This window comes from Rummeliibacillus pycnus, assembly GCF_050459865.1.
Taxonomy (GTDB): domain Bacteria; phylum Bacillota; class Bacilli; order Bacillales_A; family Planococcaceae; genus Rummeliibacillus; species Rummeliibacillus pycnus_B.
The window spans coordinates 26,162-45,467 of the sequence record NZ_JBCMNM010000076.1; the positions used below are offsets into that span (position 1 = coordinate 26,162).

Annotated in this window: 14 protein-coding genes and 1 pseudogene; 12 read left to right on the forward strand and 3 right to left on the reverse strand. The window is 35.9% G+C overall.

Features of this window, described 5'->3' with window-relative positions:
- Positions 1 to 35 precede the first annotated feature (35 nt).
- Entirely contained in the window at positions 36 to 281 is a 246-nt protein-coding gene (locus tag ABE048_RS15110; RefSeq protein ID WP_430312094.1) for a DUF2627 domain-containing protein, read from the reverse strand.
- 132 nt (positions 282 to 413) lie between these two features.
- On the opposite strand from ABE048_RS15110, the gene ABE048_RS15115 reads away from it, so the two are divergent.
- The 11 genes from ABE048_RS15115 to dacB all read left to right on the forward strand — a co-directional run bounded on the left by ABE048_RS15115 (position 414) and on the right by dacB (position 16,592).
- Positions 414 to 2,465: a sigma 54-interacting transcriptional regulator gene (locus ABE048_RS15115; RefSeq protein ID WP_430312095.1), complete on the forward strand. Its 2,052-nt coding sequence runs from the start codon at positions 414 to 416 to the stop codon at positions 2,463 to 2,465.
- A 187-nt stretch (positions 2,466 to 2,652) separates the two neighbouring features.
- Complete coding sequence (locus ABE048_RS15120; protein ID WP_430312096.1) at positions 2,653 to 3,747, forward strand: Leu/Phe/Val dehydrogenase; 1,095 nt, start codon at positions 2,653 to 2,655, stop codon at positions 3,745 to 3,747.
- 183 nt (positions 3,748 to 3,930) lie between these two features.
- On the forward strand, positions 3,931 to 5,358 hold the full coding sequence (gene lpdA, locus ABE048_RS15125) for a dihydrolipoyl dehydrogenase (RefSeq protein WP_430312097.1): 1,428 nt from the start codon (positions 3,931 to 3,933) through the stop codon (positions 5,356 to 5,358).
- 14 nt (positions 5,359 to 5,372) lie between these two features.
- Positions 5,373 to 6,377: a thiamine pyrophosphate-dependent dehydrogenase E1 component subunit alpha gene (locus ABE048_RS15130; protein WP_430312098.1), complete on the forward strand. Its 1,005-nt coding sequence runs from the start codon at positions 5,373 to 5,375 to the stop codon at positions 6,375 to 6,377.
- A gap of 2 nt (positions 6,378 to 6,379) precedes the next feature.
- Positions 6,380 to 7,363, forward strand: coding sequence for an alpha-ketoacid dehydrogenase subunit beta (locus ABE048_RS15135; RefSeq protein ID WP_430312099.1), 984 nt, complete (start codon positions 6,380 to 6,382; stop codon positions 7,361 to 7,363).
- A gap of 63 nt (positions 7,364 to 7,426) precedes the next feature.
- The gene (locus ABE048_RS15140; RefSeq protein WP_430312100.1) at positions 7,427 to 8,704 is read left to right on the forward strand and encodes a dihydrolipoamide acetyltransferase family protein; all 1,278 of its coding nucleotides are present in this window, start codon (positions 7,427 to 7,429) and stop codon (positions 8,702 to 8,704) included.
- Positions 8,705 to 8,822: 118 nt separating this feature from the next.
- Positions 8,823 to 10,484 carry a methylmalonyl-CoA mutase family protein gene (locus ABE048_RS15145; RefSeq protein WP_430312101.1) on the forward strand — a complete coding sequence of 554 codons (1,662 nt, stop codon included), beginning with the start codon at positions 8,823 to 8,825 and terminating at the stop codon, positions 10,482 to 10,484.
- Positions 10,481 to 12,628: a methylmalonyl-CoA mutase gene (scpA, locus tag ABE048_RS15150; RefSeq protein ID WP_430312102.1), complete on the forward strand. Its 2,148-nt coding sequence runs from the start codon at positions 10,481 to 10,483 to the stop codon at positions 12,626 to 12,628. Before ABE048_RS15145 ends, scpA begins: the two co-directional genes overlap by 4 nt.
- Complete coding sequence (meaB, locus tag ABE048_RS15155; protein ID WP_430312103.1) at positions 12,628 to 13,707, forward strand: methylmalonyl Co-A mutase-associated GTPase MeaB; 1,080 nt, start codon at positions 12,628 to 12,630, stop codon at positions 13,705 to 13,707. The genes scpA and meaB overlap by 1 nt, the downstream gene beginning before the upstream one ends.
- Before the next feature lie 483 nt (positions 13,708 to 14,190).
- Positions 14,191 to 14,688 carry a DinB family protein gene (locus ABE048_RS15160; RefSeq protein WP_430312104.1) on the forward strand — a complete coding sequence of 166 codons (498 nt, stop codon included), beginning with the start codon at positions 14,191 to 14,193 and terminating at the stop codon, positions 14,686 to 14,688.
- Between the two features lie 449 nt (positions 14,689 to 15,137).
- Positions 15,138 to 16,592, forward strand: a complete 1,455-nt coding sequence (gene dacB / locus ABE048_RS15165; RefSeq protein WP_430312105.1) for a D-alanyl-D-alanine carboxypeptidase/D-alanyl-D-alanine endopeptidase — start codon at positions 15,138 to 15,140, stop codon at positions 16,590 to 16,592.
- 301 nt (positions 16,593 to 16,893) lie between these two features.
- Here the strand turns inward: dacB and pssA are convergent, their stop codons facing one another.
- Together pssA and ABE048_RS15175 are read right to left on the reverse strand one after the other, a co-directional pair.
- A complete protein-coding gene (pssA, locus tag ABE048_RS15170; RefSeq protein WP_430312106.1) occupies positions 16,894 to 17,385 on the reverse strand; it encodes a CDP-diacylglycerol--serine O-phosphatidyltransferase in 492 nt (163 codons plus the stop codon).
- Positions 17,386 to 18,065: 680 nt separating this feature from the next.
- Positions 18,066 to 18,149 (reverse strand): annotated as a pseudogene (locus ABE048_RS15175) (IS3 family transposase); the annotation flags it as partial.
- 176 nt (positions 18,150 to 18,325) lie between these two features.
- On the opposite strand from ABE048_RS15175, the gene ABE048_RS15180 reads away from it, so the two are divergent.
- Positions 18,326 to 19,300, forward strand: coding sequence for a DUF2268 domain-containing putative Zn-dependent protease (locus ABE048_RS15180; protein ID WP_430312107.1), 975 nt, complete (start codon positions 18,326 to 18,328; stop codon positions 19,298 to 19,300).
- Positions 19,301 to 19,306: the final 6 nt, after the last annotated feature.

The following is a 19,306-nucleotide window of genomic DNA, read 5'->3' on the forward strand; positions in this document are numbered from 1 at the left end:
AAATGACTCCTTGCGTTTTTTCATACATTATTATTCTAGTTTTCTTTTTTCTTTGAATATTTTGGTGTAACACGTCCGTTTTTACGATCTCGATTCAATAAAAAACCAGCAAAGAAGCTAAATCCAAAAAGAAATAATACAATACCAATAACGAATTGCAACCATAGATATGGGATTGGATCAAATAGTTTCGCAAAAAACGTATCACGCATTAACTTTATCCCGGCAGCAGCCATAATTGCGGGAATTGCCAAAATGACAAAAGCTATAAAACGGCCCATTCATCGTTCACTCCTCTAATCTATTTTTATTCTCACTTGTATTGCTTGGATTGTCAAGGGCTGAAACATTGGTTAAGATATTATAAATACTCCTTGAAGAAATTTGTATTTAGATGATAGGAAGTGAAAAAATTGCATAGAATTATGATCGTTGGTGCAGGAGTCGGTGGGACTGCAATCTTAAAATTGTTGTCCCATTCGACAAATTGGCAAACAATTGCTGTAGTAGATATAAGAGATGATGCTCCAGGTATTGTAGAAGCAAAGAAGGCTGGTATTGAAACAGGTGGCAATTGGCGTGATTTTCAGCACTATCCGCTAGATATGGTTATTGATGTCACGGGAGAGAACTTAGTTTTTGATGAACTTTTAGCAACATTACCAAAGGAGACTATATTAATACCTGGTGAAATAGCAGAGATAATTGTTCAGCTTCTACAAGAAAAAGATTACTATATTCAAAAACTCCAAACCTTTTCACAACGTCAGCAAATAATTTTTAATTCAATTGAAGAAGGTATGATTAGTGTGAATCCTGAAGGCATGATTACCTTTTTCAACCAAAGTGCTGCAAGAATGATTGAAGTACCTATTGAAGAAGCAATCGGCAAGCATTTTACTTCTGTTATTCATGATCGTGGTTTAGAACGTGTACTTGAAACAGGAATCGCAGAAACTAACCAAGAGCTACTATTAGAAACAGGAAAGAAATTAGTTACATCTCGTATTCCTATGATAGATGAAAACTCTCAACAAATTGGAGTATTAGCCATTTTTAAGGATATTTCAGAAGTAGTTGCATTAGCTGAAGAAATAACTGATTTAAAAGAGATTAAAACGATGCTAGAAGCCATTATACAATCTAGTGATGATGCAATTTCGGTAGTAGATGAACAAGGTAGAGGTATTGTGGTAAACCGCGCATATACGAGAATCACAGGGCTCCAACCAGAAGAAATTATTGGAAAACCTGCCACAACAGATATCTCTGAAGGGGAAAGTATGCATCTAAAAGTAATCGAAACGAAAAAACCAATACGTGGTGTTAATATGCGAATTGGACCTCATAAAAGAGAAGTCATTGTGAACGTAGCGCCTGTTATCGTTGAAGATGAGCTAAGAGGCAGCGTTGGTGTTATACATGATGTGACAGAAATTCGTTCATTAGCAAGTGAATTAAACCAAGCTAAAACGATTATCCGAACATTAGAATCAAAATATGTTTTTGATGATATTATCGGAGATTCAGAAGAGATGACTTTAGCTATCGAACAAGCAAAACTAGCCGCCAAAACCCCCGTAACCGTATTCTTAAGAGGTGAATCTGGCACAGGGAAGGAACTTTTTGCACATGCAATTCATAGTGAAAGCAATCGTCATTTCGAAAAATTTATCCGTGTCAATTGTGCGGCAATAGCTGAAAATTTATTAGAAAGTGAGTTATTTGGCTATGAAGAGGGGGCATTTACAGGGGCTAAAAAAGGTGGGAAACGAGGATTATTTGAAGAAGCGAATGGAGGAAGTATTTTTTTAGATGAGATTGGTGAGTTGTCATTGAGTACTCAAGCAAAGCTCCTTCGCGTTCTCCAAGAACACGAAATTGTCCGAGTTGGTGGTTCAAAACCAATTCCAATTGATGTTCGCATTATCGCAGCTACAAATGTCAATATGGAAAAAGCTTTACATGATCATACTTTCCGTGAAGATCTCTATTATCGACTTAATCGAATGCCGATTTATATTCCACCATTAAGAAATCGATTAGAGGATATACCACAACTTGTTGAACGATTACTAACAAAGCTGAATCGTGAATATGGTAGAAATGTTACAACTATCACATCAACTGTTTTACAAAAATTAAAATCATATGATTGGCCTGGAAATGTACGTGAATTAGAAAATGCGATTGGACGTGCAATGATTTTCATGCCTATTACTGAGTCAGAACTTCATGATCGCTATTTGAATCTCTCAACAAATCCACAACAAATGGATGCAAAAAAAGAAATCGAACTATCAAATATTGAAGGATCATTAGAAGAGCAAATTCACCATTTTGAGAAACAAATTATAGAACAAGCGTTAGAAAATTGTCAGCATAATAAAACGAAAACAGCCAAAATGCTCAATATTTCTATACGGAATTTATATTATAAATTAGAAAAATACGAACTTGCATAAAATAGCGTGCAAAAAAATGCATAATACGCAAAATGTTGCACAGAATAAAAAGTCTATCGTTAATGGAAATCACTTAATGATGGACTTTTTATATTTGGCATGCTTCTTGCAATTAATTTTAGTGACTGGGGTATGAAAGCAACCAGAAAAAGTGATTTATTTCACAACTTCAAAGGGGGATTTACAAATGGAGATTTTTAAATATATGGAAAAGTATGATTATGAACAAGTGGTGATTTGCCAAGACAAAACTTCTGGTTTGAAAGCAATAATTGCCATACACGACACGACATTAGGGCCAGCATTAGGTGGTACTCGAATGTGGACATATGCATCAGAAGAAGCAGCAATTGAGGATGCATTGCGATTAGCACGAGGTATGACATATAAAAACGCAGCGGCAGGCTTAAATCTTGGTGGCGGAAAAACGGTTATCATAGGGGATCCATTCAAAGATAAAAATGAAGAGATGTTCCGTGCGTTAGGAAGATTTATTCAAGGGTTAAACGGGCGATATATTACGGCTGAAGATGTTGGTACAACTGTTGCGGATATGGATTTAATTCATGAGGAAACTAATTATGTAACCGGGATTTCTCCAGCGTTTGGATCATCAGGCAATCCTTCTCCTGTTACAGCATATGGTGTATATGTTGGGATGAAAGCTGCAGCAAAAGAAGCGTTTGGTAGTGATAGCTTAGAGGGGAAAAAAGTTGCGGTTCAAGGTCTTGGAAATGTTGCCTACACAATGTGCAAATATTTGCATGAAGAAGGAGCAGAGTTAATTGTTACAGATATTAATGAAGCTGCAGTTAAACGCGTTGTGGAAGAATTTGGCGCAATAGCTGTAGATCCTTCTGAAATTTACGCTCAGGATGTAGATATCTTTGCACCGTGTGCTTTAGGAGCGATTATCAATGATCAAACCATTCCACAATTAAAAGCAAAAGTCATCGCAGGCTCTGCGAATAATCAACTACAAGAATCACATCATGGCCAAATATTGCATGAATTAGGAATTGTCTATGCACCAGACTATGTTATTAATGCAGGCGGTGTGATTAATGTTGCAGATGAATTATATGGTTACAATCGTGAACGTGCTATGAAAAGAGTGGACGGAATTTATGATAGCATTGCAAAAATCATTGATATTTCAAAAGAAGAAGGAATTCCAACTTATCTAGCTGCTAATCGTCTTGCGGAAGAAAGAATTTCCAGAATATCAAAATCAAGAAGTACATTTTTACAAAATGGAAAGCATATTCTATCAAATCGTTAAAATAGAAAAAGATAAATAGGATGAATTTTTTCGAGAGTATGGTATAATTTAGTACCAGGTAATAAAATGACGGCTGTCACTTTTATCTAAATGTAATTTTTGGGGATGTGACAGCTATCACGTGAATTGGTTTATTTAAAGTGGTATAACTAGTATAGAAATATAAAATTGGAGTGAGTTCTTATGGCTAAGAATTATGACCTTGTCATAATAGGTGGCGGTCCTGGAGGATATGTCGCTGCTATTCGTGCTGCACAACTAGGCCTCTCTACTGCCATTGTAGAAAAAAGTAGACTAGGGGGAACTTGTTTACATAAAGGCTGTATACCAAGTAAAGCGTTACTACGCAGTGCAGAAGTTTACCGAACTACTAAAGAACAAGGACAAGAATTCGGAGTTGAAGTTCAAAATATCAAGTTCAACTTTGAAAAAGCTCAAAATCGTAAAAATGGAATTGTTGATCAACTGCATAAAGGGATTCAAGCATTGATGAAAAAAGGGAAAATTGATGTTTATGAAGGATATGGAAGAATTTTAGGGCCATCCATATTTTCACCTATACCTGGTACCATTTCGGTTGAATTTGAAGATAATAGAGAGAATGAAATGCTCATTCCTCAAAATGTTATTATAGCGACTGGTTCAAGACCAAGATTTTTAGAAGGTTTGAAACCAGATGGAGACAAAATTTTAACTTCTGATGATTTGATGACACTTGAAGAATTGCCAAAATCGCTGATTATTGTTGGCGGTGGTGTAATCGGTATAGAATGGGCATCTATGTTACATGATTTCGGTGTAGAAGTGACAGTTGTTGAATATTCAAATGCGATATTACCAACTGAGGATGAGGATATTCAAAAAGCAATGACTAAATCCTTTAAAAAGCGTGGTATTAAAATTGTTACAAATGCCAATCTTGTTCCTTCTTCACTACAAAAAAGTGAGAATAGCTTAGAAATAAGTGCCGAAATAAACGGTGAAAAACAAACTTTCACTGCAGAAAAATTATTATTATCTGTTGGAAGACAAGCAAATACAGAGAATATTGGTATTGAAAATACAGACATTCAAGTGGTTCGTGGCTTCATCGAAGTCAATGAGCACTATCAAACAAAAGAATCACATATATATGCAATTGGGGATGTCATTGGTGGTTTGCAATTAGCACATGTTGCATCTCACGAAGGTATTCATGCAGTAGAACATATAGCTGGTCAAAAACCTGAAACATTAGAACTCCATAATATTGCTCGCTGTATCTATGGAAGTCCAGAAGTCGCTAGTATCGGGTTAACCGAAAAACAAGCAAAAGAACAAGAGATTGAAATAGCGGTAGGGAAATTCCCGTTTGCAGGAGTCGGCAAAGCCCTTGTCTTTGGTGAGACAGAAGGTTTTGTCAAAATGATAGCAGATAAAAAAACGGAAGACCTTATTGGTGTGCATATAATTGGTGCGCATGCTACAGAACTCATTTCTGAAGCTAGTCTTGCAATGCTAGTAGATGCGACACCGTGGGAAATGGCTTCGCATATTCATCCACATCCGTCGTTATCAGAAGCAATTGGAGAAGCAGCTCTAGCTGTTGAGGGAAAAGCTATCCATCAATAAAGGAGAGATGAAATATGACTGAAAATAGACATGCTGTATTAGGTTTATCAGATGAAGAAGTACTTGAAATGTACAGAACGATGCTATTAGCACGTCGATTAGATGAAAGAATGTGGCTTCTTAACCGTGCAGGTAAAATTCCATTTGTAATTTCTTGCCAAGGCCAAGAAGCTGCTCAAGTAGGTGCATCTTTTGCACTAAATCGTGATGAAGATTATGTTGCACCTTATTACAGAGATATGGGTGTAGTATTACACTTCGGGATGACAGCAAAAGAACTAATGTTATCTGCTTTTGCAAAAGCTGAAGATCCAAACTCTGGTGGTAGACAAATGCCAGGACATTTTGGTCAAAAGAAAAACCGTATTATAACAGGTTCTTCACCTGTTACTACACAAGTACCACATGCAGTAGGTGTAGCACTTGCTGGTAAAATGCAAAAGAAAGATTTTGTCACTTTTGTTACTCTAGGCGAAGGTTCATCCAATCAAGGAGATTTCCATGAGGGAGCAAACTTTGCTGGAGTTCATAAATTACCAGTTATCATTATGGTCGAAAATAACCGCTATGCTATCTCCGTTCCATTAAATAAACAAATAGCGTGTGAAAATATTTCTGATCGCGCAATTGGCTACGGAATGCCTGGTGTAACTGTAGATGGTAATGATCCAATAGAAGTTTATAAAGTTGTAAAAGAAGCTGCAGATCGTGCTAGAGAAGGAAAAGGACCTAGCTTGATTGAAACAGTTTGCTATCGATTAACTGCGCATTCTTCTGATGATGATCAACGTCAATATCGAACAGAAGAGGATTTGGCAGAAGGTAGAGCTCATGATCCAATCTTGAGATTTTCAACTTATTTAAAAGAATTAAACATTTTAACAGCTGAGCTTGAAGAAAAACTACAAGAAGAAATTATGGCTGAAATTGATGAAGCAACAGATTATGCAGAGCAAGCTCCATATGCAGAACCAGAGCATGCATTAAAGTATGTCTATGCTGAAAAAGAGGAGGTGTAACAATGGCTATTTTATCTTATATTGACGCGATAACTTTAGCGATGAAAGAAGAAATGGAAAGAGATGAACGTGTCTTCGTTCTAGGTGAAGATGTTGGTCGAAAAGGTGGCGTATTTAAAGCGACTCAAGGATTATATGAACAATTCGGAGAAGAAAGAGTCATTGACACACCACTAGCTGAATCTGCTATTGCAGGAGTTGGTATTGGTGCAGCTATGTATGGTTTGAGACCAATTGCTGAAATGCAGTTTGCTGATTTTATCATGCCTGCAGTTAACCAAATTATTTCTGAAGCTTCAAGAATTCGTTATCGTTCAAATAATGATTGGAATTGTCCTATGGTTATTCGAGCACCATTTGGTGGAGGAATACATGGAGCACTTTACCACTCACAATCAGTTGAAGCAGTATTTGCTAATCAACCTGGTTTGAAAATTGTCATTCCTTCTACACCATATGATGCAAAAGGATTGTTAAAAGCAGCCATTCGTGATGATGATCCAGTGCTATTTTTTGAACATAAAAGAGCTTATCGTTTGATTAAAGGTGAAGTTCCTGATGATGATTATACAATTGAAATCGGAAAAGCAGATGTTAAACGTGAAGGCGAAGATATTACAGTTATTACTTATGGATTAGCTGTACATTTTGCATTACAAGCTGCAGAACGCCTTGAAAAGGATGGCATTTCTGCTCATATTCTAGATTTACGTACCATTTATCCACTAGACAAAGATGCAATTATTGAAGCAGCGAAAAAAACAGGCAAAGTATTACTCGTAACAGAAGACAACAAAGAAGGTAGTGTCATAAGTGAAGTATCTGCAATTATTGCGGAGCATGCACTATTTGATCTCGACGCACCGATTAAACGTCTAGCAGGTCCTGATGTACCAGCGATGCCTTATGCACCGACAATGGAAAAATTCTTTATGATTAATCCAGAAAAAGTAGAACAGGCAATGCGTGAATTAGCAGAATTTTAGTCTGACCTAGTAAGGCTTGAGCGTGAAGACTGAATTTTTCTTAAGGTAAAGGAGGTTTTATAGATGGCGATTCAAAACATTACAATGCCACAATTAGGAGAAAGCGTTACAGAAGGTACAATTGAAAACTGGTTGATAAAGCCAGGAGATCAAGTGAAAAAGTATGATTCTTTAGCTGAAGTACAAACAGATAAAGTCACAGCTGAACTTCCTTCATCCTTCACAGGTACAATTAAAGAGATTATTGCAAATGTTGGAGATACACTTGCTGTAGGCGAAGTTGTGTGTACAATTGAGATTGAAGAAGCAGTATCTAGTAAAAAAACGACTGAAAATATTTCACAAGAAACGATTGAATCAAAACCAACCACTTCAACAGATCAAGCGATGAAAACGAGATATTCTCCTGCAGTTGTTCGCTTAGCTGCTGAACATCAAATCGATTTAACACTAGTAAACGGTAGCGGTGCTTCTGGTCGTATCACGAGAAAAGATATCCAAAAACTAATCGATTCTGGAATCGTACCACAAGCAACTACAAAACAAGAACCAAAGCAAGAGACTGTAGCAATTCCACAACCACAAGTTGCTTCAGTTGCAAATGTAACTGAACAGAAAGCTTCAACGATGTTAAGCTCAGGTGATATTGAAATCCCTGTTTCTGGAGTTCGGAAAGCAATCGCTAAAAATATGGTGACAAGTACTCAAGAAGTTCCACATGCATGGATGATGATGGAAGTCGATGTGACGGATTTAGTAAGCTATCGTGATTCAATTAAGGCTGAATTTAAAAAGAAAGAAGGATATAATCTTACGTATTTCGCTTTCTTTGTAAAAGCTGTTTCTCAAGCTTTAAAAGAATTCCCAATGATGAATTCACAATGGCAAGGGGATAAAATCATTCAGAAAAAAGATATTAATTTATCAATTGCTGTTGCAACAGAAGATGCGTTGTTTGTACCAGTCATTCACAATGCAGATGATAAATCGATTAAAGGCATTGCGAAGGATATCAATGAACTTGCGAACAAAGTACGAAGTGGCAAGCTAAAATCTGAAGATATGCAAGGTGGCACATTCACTGTCAATAACACTGGTTCTTTCGGTTCTGTTCAATCTATGGGTATCATTAATTACCCTCAAGCAGCTATTTTACAAATCGAATCCATTGTAAAACGTCCGGTCATTATGAACGGAGGAATGTTCGCTGCGAGAGATATGGTGAATCTTTGTTTATCAATTGATCATAGAATTTTAGATGGATTTATTAGTGGGAAATTTCTCGCTCGAGTTAAAGAAATTCTCGAAAACATCTCAAAAGACAACGCTTCAATATATTAATAGACGTCTGAGGGCCGTAATATTACGGTTTTCAGACTTTTTTTTCTTTTATGAATTCCCATTGTTGTGTAAAATAGTGATTAGAATCACTAAAGGGGGGAAGCGTCATCGCGTCCGTATGACAAAAATGAAAGAAGTAGAATTTACTAAGCCTTCTTATGATGAATGGAAGGAATCAGCAATTCAAGCTTTAAAAGGGAAGCCTTTTGAATCATTATTTACAAAAACAATCGAAGGGATTACTCTTGAACCTTTATATACTGCTGAGGGCCTAATGGCAAAGGTTGATGGCAAATTAGAGGAACAGGTATCAACTATTCGAGCAATGCAAACTGAAGGTGAGTTTGGCATAGCACAAGAAGCATTTGGAGATTCCATTGAAGAATTTATAGCACAAACAGAAGATTCCTTAGAACGTGGCAACCAATATGTTACAGTTGGTAAAGTCAATTTTGAATGGAGTGATAGGGAGTTAAAACAATTAGCATCATTACTTGAAAAACACCCATTCGTTATCAATGTCGTTGATCCAGATGTTATAAATGTTTTTAATTATATTGAAAATAAAGAAGTAAAAGGCTTTATCCTTTCAAACGGGACACAGACTATTCATGATTTTCCGAATGTTCGAAAGTTAAACGCTTACATTCAGGACGCGCATTATCAAGGGGCAAATGCGGTTCAAGAATTGACTATCGCACTTGCAAAAGCGAGTGAACTAGCAGGCGATATGAACTTTACAGAATTTGAAAAGCAATTCTTTGTATCATTCTCTATCGATACAAAATTCTTTATGGAAATTGCAAAAATTCGTGCATTTAGATTGTTATGGAAAGCATTTGCGAATGCATATGGAGTTGAAAAACCTCAGCCTGTGAAAATCCTTGCAGAAACATCTTTACGTAGTTTTTCAAAATTAGATGTTTATGTAAATCTTTTGCGTGCTGGTAATGAAGCTTTCTCTGCTGTTTTAGGTGGAGCGGACGTGGTGACAGTACATCCTCATGATGTATTAACAAAACCAACAAACCAATCAATTCGTATCGCTCGAAATGTTTCATTAGTGATTAAAGAAGAATCTCATGTCACAAAAGTACTGGATCCAACTGGTGGTTCATATTACATCGAATCATTAACACATGATCTTGTGAAGGAAGCATGGGCGAAATTTGTCGAAATCGAAGAAGCTGGTGGCTATAGTGCATATGTTGCTTCAGGCAATCTTCAAAAAGAACTTGAGGAAGTAATGGCGAAACGTATCCAAGATGTAGAACGTCGTAAAACAGTTTTAGTTGGTACAAATGATTTTGCAAACGCGCAAGAAGAAGTACCTACTGAATCATTCTATGATGTAAACCGAATTGCAAAACCATTCGAAGACCTTCGACAAGAATTCAAAAAATCACCGATAAATGTTACCATTCTAACATTTGGTCATTTTAAAAATATTAAACCACGTACAGACTTTGTAAAAGGTGTATTCGCTACTGCAGGTATTACGGCTGAAGTAACAGATCCATTTACAGATGTTGAAAAAGCAAAAGAGTGGTTATCCAATACTACTGCAAACTATGTTGTATTTAGTGCTATAGATGAAGATACGAAAGGAATCATCCCAGCATTACTTTCTGCAAAACCTGGACATGTTTTATTAGATGTAGCAGGTAAATTTGACGAAGATTGGGAAAGCCAAGGCTTAAATGGTTTTGTCTATGCTGGTCAAAATATTATCGAGAAATTACAAGGCATCCAAGAAAACTTGAAGGAGGTTCAACGATGAGCAAGCCAAACTTTTCAAAGATTTCAATAGAAGATGTTTTACAAAAAGAGCAAGTACCTTCTTCAGATAAAACATTCCTTACAAATGAAAATATTGAAGTGAAAAATGTATATACAAAAGAAGATAATAAAGATCTAAAACATCTAAATGATGTAGCTGGTATTGCACCAAATACACGTGGACCATATCCAACAATGTATGTAGGACGTCCTTGGACAATTCGCCAATATGCTGGTTTCTCTACTGCTGAAGAATCCAATGCATTTTATCGTCGTAACCTTGCAATGGGTCAAAAAGGTTTATCTGTTGCATTTGACCTTGCAACACACCGTGGATATGACTCCGACCACCCACGTGTAACAGGGGATGTTGGTAAAGCTGGTGTGGCAATCGACTCAGTAGAAGATACTAAAATTCTATTTGATGGTATCCCACTTGATCAAATGTCGGTATCTATGACGATGAATGGTGCAGTTCTTCCAGTTCTTGCATTCTATATCGTGACTGCTGAAGAACAAGGTGTAACACCTGATAAACTATCGGGTACTATTCAAAACGATATTTTAAAAGAATATATGGTACGTAACACATATATTTATCCTCCAGAAATGTCGATGAAAATTATAGCTGATATTTTTGAATATACTTCAAAATTCATGCCTAAATTCAACTCGATTTCAATTTCTGGTTACCACATTCAAGAAGCAGGGGCAACAAACGATATTGAACTTGCTTATACATTAGCAGATGGTCTTGAATATGTTCGAACTGGACTTAAAGCTGGGATTGATATTGATAAGTTTGCACCACGTTTATCATTCTTCTGGGCTATCGGTATGAACTACTATATGGAAGTTGCCAAAATGCGTGCAGCACGTCGAATTTGGGCACAAATGATGTCAACATTTAATCCGAAAAATCCAAAAACTTTAGCATTACGTACACACTCACAAACTTCTGGATGGTCGTTAACAGAACAAGATCCTTTTAATAACGTGACACGTACATTAGTAGAAGCAAACGCAGCTACAATGGGACATACACAATCACTTCATACCAATGCATTGGATGAAGCAATCGCACTTCCTACAGATTTCTCTGCTCGTATTGCACGAAATACACAATTATTCTTGCAAAACGAAACAACTATGACCAAAGCAATCGATCCATGGGGCGGTTCACATTATGTTGAAAAACTGACAGAGGAACTAACTGAATCAGCATGGAAACTAATCGAAGAAATTGAGGAACTTGGTGGAATGGCAAAAGCCATTGAAACAGGTCTTCCAAAAATGAAAGTCGAAGAAGCAGCAGCAAAACGCCAAGCAAAAATCGACTCAAAAGCGGAAACAATTATCGGTGTCAATAAATACCGTTTAACTGTTGAGGAACCAATTGAAATTCTCGATATCGATAACACATTAGTACGCCAATCTCAAATTGACCGTATTAACAAAATGAAAGCTGAGCGAGACGATACAGAAGTGAAACGTCAATTAGCACGCCTTACTAAAGCAGCTGAAACAGGTGAAGAAAACTTACTTGCTGTTGCAGTTGACGCAGCTCGTGCACGTGCAACACTTGGTGAAATTTCAGATGCTATCGAAGAAGTTTCTGGACGTCACAAAGCTGTTATTCGCTCAATTAGTGGGGTGTACGCTACGAACTATTCAGATGAAGATGCTATTAAAGAAATTAAACAAATGACAGATGAGTTCTTAGAAAATGAAGGTCGTCGTCCACGTATTCTTGTTGCCAAAATGGGTCAAGATGGTCATGACCGAGGTGCGAAAGTAGTAGCAACTGCATACGCTGACTTTGGCTTTGACGTTGATATCTCTCCATTATTTATGACACCAGAAGAAACAGCACAAATAGCAGTAGAAAATGACGTTCATGTAGTTGGTGTATCTTCACTTGCAGCAGGCCACAAAACATTAGTTCCTGAACTTGTTGCAGAATTAAAAAAATTAGGCCGTGAAGATATTATCGTTATTGTTGGTGGGGTAATTCCAGCGCAAGATTACGATTTCTTATATGAACATGGTGCAGCCGCAATCTTTGGACCTGGTACTGTATTGCCGATCGCATCACAAAAAATGATTGAAATCATTTACAAAAACTTAGGTTACGAGGAAGCTTAATGACTGATAAAGAATCAGCGCTTTTTGTACAACCAGGTGTTAAAGCGATTCACGATGGTATGGAAAAGGCAGAGCGAAAAAAGTTTGTCAAGAAAAAGAAAGAAAAGCAGGACTTAGATACATTAGCAAAAGAACTAAGAGAAGGCTCTCGGTTACATCTTGCAAAAGCCATTACTCTTCTTGAAAGCTCAAATGTTGATGATAAAGTGGAGGGGCAGGAGTTATTAAAAAAACTCCTCCCCTATACAGGTAATTCCATTCGAATTGGGATTACTGGTGTACCTGGAGCAGGGAAGAGTACATTTATCGAATCCTTTGGGAAAATGCTCTGTAGTCAAGGTCACAAAGTAGCGGTATTAGCTATCGATCCAAGTTCAACAGTTACGGGTGGCAGTATTTTAGGAGATAAAACAAGAATGGAAGAACTATCTCGTGAGAAGAATGCTTTCATCCGTCCATCTCCTTCTGCCGGTACACTTGGAGGCGTACACAAAAAAACTCGTGAAACTATGCTCTTATGCGAAGCGGCTGGCTACGATATCATTTTGATTGAAACAGTCGGCGTAGGACAAAGCGAAACAATCGTACGTGGTATGGTTGATTTCTTCCTATTACTTGTTCTAACAGGTGCTGGCGACGAGCTACAAGGCATGAAAAAAGGAATCATGGAACTTGCTGATACGATAGTGGTGCATAAAGCAGATGGCGATAATGTCCGCAATGCAAAAAAAACAGTTGCAGAATACAAACAAATTCTGCACTTTTTACAACCAGCAACAACAGGCTGGACAACACGTTCCATGCCTGTCTCATCGTATGAAAATAAAGGATTGGACAAAGTTCTCGAAACCATTTTAGAATTCCAAAAACAAGGACTCGAAAATGGGGTATGGGACAGTCGTCGAAGCAAACAAACAACCGACTGGTTCCAATCCATGATTCACGATCATCTAATCGATTCCTTCTACGGAAATCCCGAAAGAAAGAATCAGGTAATTACTTTAGAACAACAAATATTAGAAGGACAAATAACTGTTTCACAAGGTGTGGAGCAGCTGTTTCCGAAAGAGGCTGAGTGATTTTCACTCAGCTTTTTTGTTGTGTAGGATACTAAACCTTGTATCAGTGAAGATATCAATGAAAATGACTAAATAATCGCCGCGAACAAGGTGAGCAATCAAGTAGTACTTATTATAAAGATGTAAATTGCAAAGAAAGCGGAAACAATTCAAAATATCGGGGAACGGAGACTTAAAATCGCGGGAAAGACCACAAAAACCGCGGAACTAGATCAAGATTTCGCGGTAGTAGCCAAACCTCAAGTAACTCAAAATCATTATCCGCGGAAGAGTCAGAACGAAAATGACTAAATTAGTTATAAGGACTGTTGATTATACATCGACATTTTGACTACTATCAATCAATGGGTTTCTTTAGCTTGAGTTTGAAACATGAACAACACCATTTAGAAAAAATAGAAGAGATAAAAGAAACAGTGGGAAAATAGAAGGGATTGAGGAAAATTGTAGAGAAAAACTATTAACATAGGGGAGGGAACATGTATGAACAATAATATAAAAGCTAGAGAAGCTCTTTTGAAAAGCGTAAGTGGTTTATCTGATGAACAATTAAATAAAGAAGTGGAAGAAGGAAAGTGGACGATTGCACAAGTATTAGAGCATCTTTATTTATTAGAAGTGGACGCTACTCGTGTAATACAGGAAACTCTTTTAAACAACGAAAATAATCCAACAAAATCAAAACCAGTTCATTTAGCAGTTGATCGTTCTCATAAGGTAAAAGCTATAGAGGAATGGGTTCCATCGAACGCATATCAAACATTAGAAAACCTGAAACAAAAATTAACAAATTCAAGAGATGCTTTGGTCAAGAGTATTCAAGAAGTCAGTGAAGAAGATTTAGATCAAAAATCGTTACCCCATCCAGCATTCGGTTCGCTATCCATCAATCAATGGGTGTCTTTCATAGGCTATCATGAACAACGTCATATAGGGCAAATTGAGGAAATTAAAGAAGCATTAGAAAGCTATAATTTTTAATGATTTTACAAATATCTATTATGGAAAAGGAATCTCTTACCTCGAGTAAGGGACTCTTTTTTATTTGGTAATCAGCATGCCAATCTTGTATAAGCAGTGAGACAAGAGACTATGATGCATTAACAGAAGTTATCATTCGTAACATCTAGCCCGCCCTGTAGGAAAACCAGATGATATTGCGCGAACATATCTATACATAACACTTTACAAAATATTAAAATTAATAATGGAATAACAAAGAAAATAATATATGAAGAGTAAAAGTCCTAATTTGAATTCGATTGTGGGCTTAATAAATAATAATCTTTATTACAAGTAATTAGAAATACCCTAAGAAATGCGAAAAACTCTATCGATAGAACTGATTTTCTTATATTAATAGGAAATGGAAAATAGAATATTGAATTCTTATGAATAGCTAGAATAATCTATTGCAAAGGGGAAATCGTATGAAGAAAAAAGTAAGTATGTTTCTAACGTCTTGTATTATTGCTTTCGGATTAGTTGGTGTACATACATCAGCAGAAGCTAGTACATCGCAGATCCAAACGCTTGATCAATCCGTCCAAAAAATTGTTAGCGAAAAAATGGCTGGTGCTGATGTCAGTATCGCGATTAGAGATGAAAAAGGCAATGTCATCTATGATTTAAATGGAAATCAGAAGCAAAAACCTGCATCTAATATGAAGTTGCTAACAAGTGCTGCAGCTTTAGAGATTTTAGGAGAAAACTATCGTTTTAAAACAAATGCTTTTTATACTGGGAAGATAAAAAATGGTGTCTTAAAGGGGGACATATATCTTCAAGGTACTGGAGATCCTACTTTAAATAAAGAAGATCTTGAACAGTTTGTTGGAAGTGTTTCAGCTCTAGGAATTAAACAAATCGATGGTCGTATTGTGGCAGATGACTTTTGGTTTGACCAAGATTTGTTAACACCGGGTATTGATGAAGACGATGAATCTTACTATTATGCAGCTCCGATAACGGCATTGACTACTTCGCCAAATAGTGATTATGATTCTGGGACGATTATAGTAGAAGCAAAAGGTGAAAAGCTTGGTGATAAGCCTACTCTCACAATTACTCCTGAATTAGGAGATTTGGTTATTGAAAACAATGCAAAAACGGTTGAATCTAATCAGCCAAATACAATAACAATTGAACGTCAATTTAGAACAAATAAAATTGTAGTAAATGGAAATGTGCCAATCAATAAAAGTTTAAAAGAATGGGTAACGGTACAAAATCCAACAACTCACACGTTAACAATGTTTAAACATTTACTAGAGCAAAAAAATATTCAAATTTCAAAGGACAAGCTGTATCGTGCAAAAACGCCTAATAATGCAAAACTGATTGCCCAAAAACAATCAATGCCACTCTCTCAATTGATGATTCCGTATATGAAATTAAGCAATAATGGAATTGCCGATATTTTAGTAAAGACAATGGGAAAAGTAAAAATGCATAAAGGTAGTACAGAAGCAGGCTTAAAAATATTGAGAAAATATGCAAAATCTCGTCATTTGAATATTGAAGAATGGACTTTTGAAGATGGCTCAGGTATGTCACATAGTAATCGAGTTTCAAGTATCAATTTAACTCATCTTTTGTTTACTGTTCAAAAGGAAAAATGGTTTAACACATATTTCAACAGTCTGCCAGTTGCTGCAAATTCAGAAAGAATGGTGGGTGGTACACTACGAAATCGTCTAAAATCACCACTTACAGCTGGCAAAGTTATTGCTAAAACAGGATCATTGAGTGGTGTAAATACACTAAGTGGTTACCTAATAGGAAGTAGTGGAAAACCTTATACATTCAGTATTTTAGTACAAAATAAATCGGGCACAATTCCAGCTATTGATGAAATTGTAGAAGTCATGGCTAAGCAATTATAACTTGTATAATGAAGATGAATTTTTGAAAGTCAAGATTTTAAGTAATGCACTTAATGTATCAGTATTCTTTATATAATGTGTAACATTATAATAAGTTATTTTAAAGCTGAACTAATTTTTGTATTAGTTCAGCTTTTTTGTGTTTAAAGATATATTAATGAGTAATCCATTTTCATACTTTAATTCCTCTATAATAGTTGTTAATCCATCAGCATAAGTTGTTTTAATGTAGTAGCGTTAGAATAAAAAAGCTATTCCTTTTTCAAAAGGTTTCTAGCTTTTTGAATGTTAGATAGTAAACTTAAAGTTTTTTAAACCTAATCGGACTTACCATTAAGAGAGCGAGAATTAAGGTAATCCATGCATTGCTATATGAAAACATTCCCATTCCAGCCAATGTTAGTCCAGCAGCTGGAATAGGTAATCCTTTAAAATACCCAATCGTTGGTTTAACACTAAACTTAGCTAATCTTAATGCCCCCATAGTGGGGAAAAGTATAAATGCCAAAGAAGTTAAAATTGATGGTGCTGCTATCGAATGAAATATAAGGGCAGGAGCAACTCCGAAACTAACAATATCAGCTAAGGAATCCAATTCTACGCCAAATTCACTGTTCACTTTTAATTTTCTTGCAATCCTTCCGTCAAGAAGATCTAAAATAGCCGAAAGGAAAATAAAAATGGAGGCTACTTCTAAAAAGCCACTCATATTAAAGGTAATTGAAATAACACCGCATAATAAATTTCCAATCGTAAATAAGTTGGGTAAAGCTTTTTTTATTTGATTGAACAAGTTAGCCCTCCTGAAGATTACAAATTGTCTCCATTTAAGTAGTATTATCTATATATTCTTCCGTTATTCTTAAAAAGGCATGATATAGAATGAATAAATTTTTGTTTTCCCTGCAATTAATAGGTATTGAGCGAAACCGAAAAGAAGGAATGTCTGTTAGAGAAGCTGTGTTGAAGACCCACTAAAAACACTTTTAAAAAAAGGCTGAGCCTCTGAGACTAACGGATGGGCTCGATGGCACCATATAAAGTGTATCGACCTTCTTCGCTAGCCGTAGAAACAGTATAGACAGGGGTATCCATTTTCATTCTCTGTGGTGAAGTGCTGATTTTTTCGCTTCATGGATGGCTAACGGGGTGCTTAATAAATAATTGATGAGTCTATTTTCAGTCTTTCGCATTTTTCAATACTCAACAATCTGGCGCTTTTCTGAAATAAGGAAAGCGTCTTTATTCAATTAAAGGGCAAGATTGTGGAATAAGCAATTAATAATAAAAAGGAATAATGACAAAGGAAATAAATTTTATAACTAGAAATATATATAAGACGAATGGAATTTTCTAATATTTAAGTCATTAAGTAAAACCTGTAATAAATTGGTAGTAATTAATCTTGATATTCTACAATCTGGCGCTTTCCTGAAATTGATGTGATTCCAAAAAGTTAGACATTTTATTAAGTTAAACAGCTACGGAGGATTGAATTCGGTATTGTACCGGACTCAATCCCTTTAATTTCCCTTTAATACGTTTGTGATTGTAGTATTAGATATACAGTTCAAACTCACGTTGAAGTTAACAATACCCTCTAATTCTTGCATATATAGTAGTTCAGATTTTAATAAACCAAAAAAATTTTCAATATTTTATAAAGTTTTAAATTACTATTTTTATATTAAGTAATTAAAATTAAAAAAGTTTCTTTATTTAGGGGGATAAAATTGAAATACACTCTAAAAACAAGCGCAACTTTAATTCTATTTCTAATACTTTTAATGCTCACTTCCTGTACGCGAACTGAAACAAGTGAGGAACTACCTCATAAAAAAGAACAGAATACTGATTACAAAGAAATTATGTATAAATTCGAAGACCCTCAAACCAAACAAAAGTTTAAAATTATTCAAGTCAGTCAACTATTTGACCGGTATTTTGAAAAAGTTAAGAGGAATCCAAGCAAATCAACCTTGGAACTGTACAAAGAGGAAGTCATTCAGCCTGTTTACAAGGATTGTTTCGAAAATGGAGAATTACTTTATATGGCAGAAGAGATTCTTAACTCGGCCCCTGATAGTTTAGCAGAATTAGAAAAAATAAACGAAGAACTAGAAACTCATAATCAAGAAATGAATGAACTCATTCAAGAATCACTTTTGAAATCCGCAGCACTGCTACCCTCTCAAAAGGATACAGCGGTGTGTGTATTTCCTTCTAGCCGTGTAAATATGCCGATGCTTACGGTTGGGGCTGGGAAAATTATTATCTCATATACTGGATATTATAAGGATGATTTTATCAAGGTCAGTGTTGCCCATGAATATCTTCACAGTGTTTGGACAGGAAAGTATTTAAGTAATTATTCTGGTACTGTTTTAGATAATCTTATATTTGAAGGAAAAGCGGTCATGTTCGAGAAAACCGTTTATCCTAATATTGAAAGTACCCCAGTGGATTTAACTTACGACAAAGAATTATGGTCTAAAATTGAACCTGATTTAAACAAAAAGGACTTTAATCGGCAGTTAGAAATTTTAGTTGGCGGAAAAGATTTACCGAGGTCATATGGTTACAGTGAAGGATATAAAATGATTAAATCCTATCTTGATTTAAATCCCGGCAAAACACCAGAAGAGTGGATTGGTCTAAGTACACAAGAAATCATCGAAAAAGGAAAATACTTTGAGAACTATAAATAGAAACAA

Excerpts from the sequence above, each read along its gene's own strand:
- ABE048_RS15130 (WP_430312098.1), top strand. The coding sequence starts at position 5,373 with ATGACTGAAAATAGACATGCTGTATTAGGTTTATCAGATGAAGAAGTA.
- ABE048_RS15110 (WP_430312094.1), bottom strand. The coding sequence starts at position 281 with ATGGGCCGTTTTATAGCTTTTGTCATTTTGGCAATTCCCGCAATTATG.
- ABE048_RS15140 (WP_430312100.1), top strand. The coding sequence starts at position 7,427 with ATGGCGATTCAAAACATTACAATGCCACAATTAGGAGAAAGCGTTACA.
- ABE048_RS15160 (WP_430312104.1), top strand. The coding sequence starts at position 14,191 with ATGAACAATAATATAAAAGCTAGAGAAGCTCTTTTGAAAAGCGTAAGT.
- ABE048_RS15145 (WP_430312101.1), top strand. The coding sequence starts at position 8,823 with ATGACAAAAATGAAAGAAGTAGAATTTACTAAGCCTTCTTATGATGAA.
- scpA (WP_430312102.1), top strand. The coding sequence starts at position 10,481 with ATGAGCAAGCCAAACTTTTCAAAGATTTCAATAGAAGATGTTTTACAA.
- ABE048_RS15135 (WP_430312099.1), top strand. The coding sequence starts at position 6,380 with ATGGCTATTTTATCTTATATTGACGCGATAACTTTAGCGATGAAAGAA.
- dacB (WP_430312105.1), top strand. The coding sequence starts at position 15,138 with ATGAAGAAAAAAGTAAGTATGTTTCTAACGTCTTGTATTATTGCTTTC.
- meaB (WP_430312103.1), top strand. The coding sequence starts at position 12,628 with ATGACTGATAAAGAATCAGCGCTTTTTGTACAACCAGGTGTTAAAGCG.
- ABE048_RS15120 (WP_430312096.1), top strand. The coding sequence starts at position 2,653 with ATGGAGATTTTTAAATATATGGAAAAGTATGATTATGAACAAGTGGTG.
- lpdA (WP_430312097.1), top strand. The coding sequence starts at position 3,931 with ATGGCTAAGAATTATGACCTTGTCATAATAGGTGGCGGTCCTGGAGGA.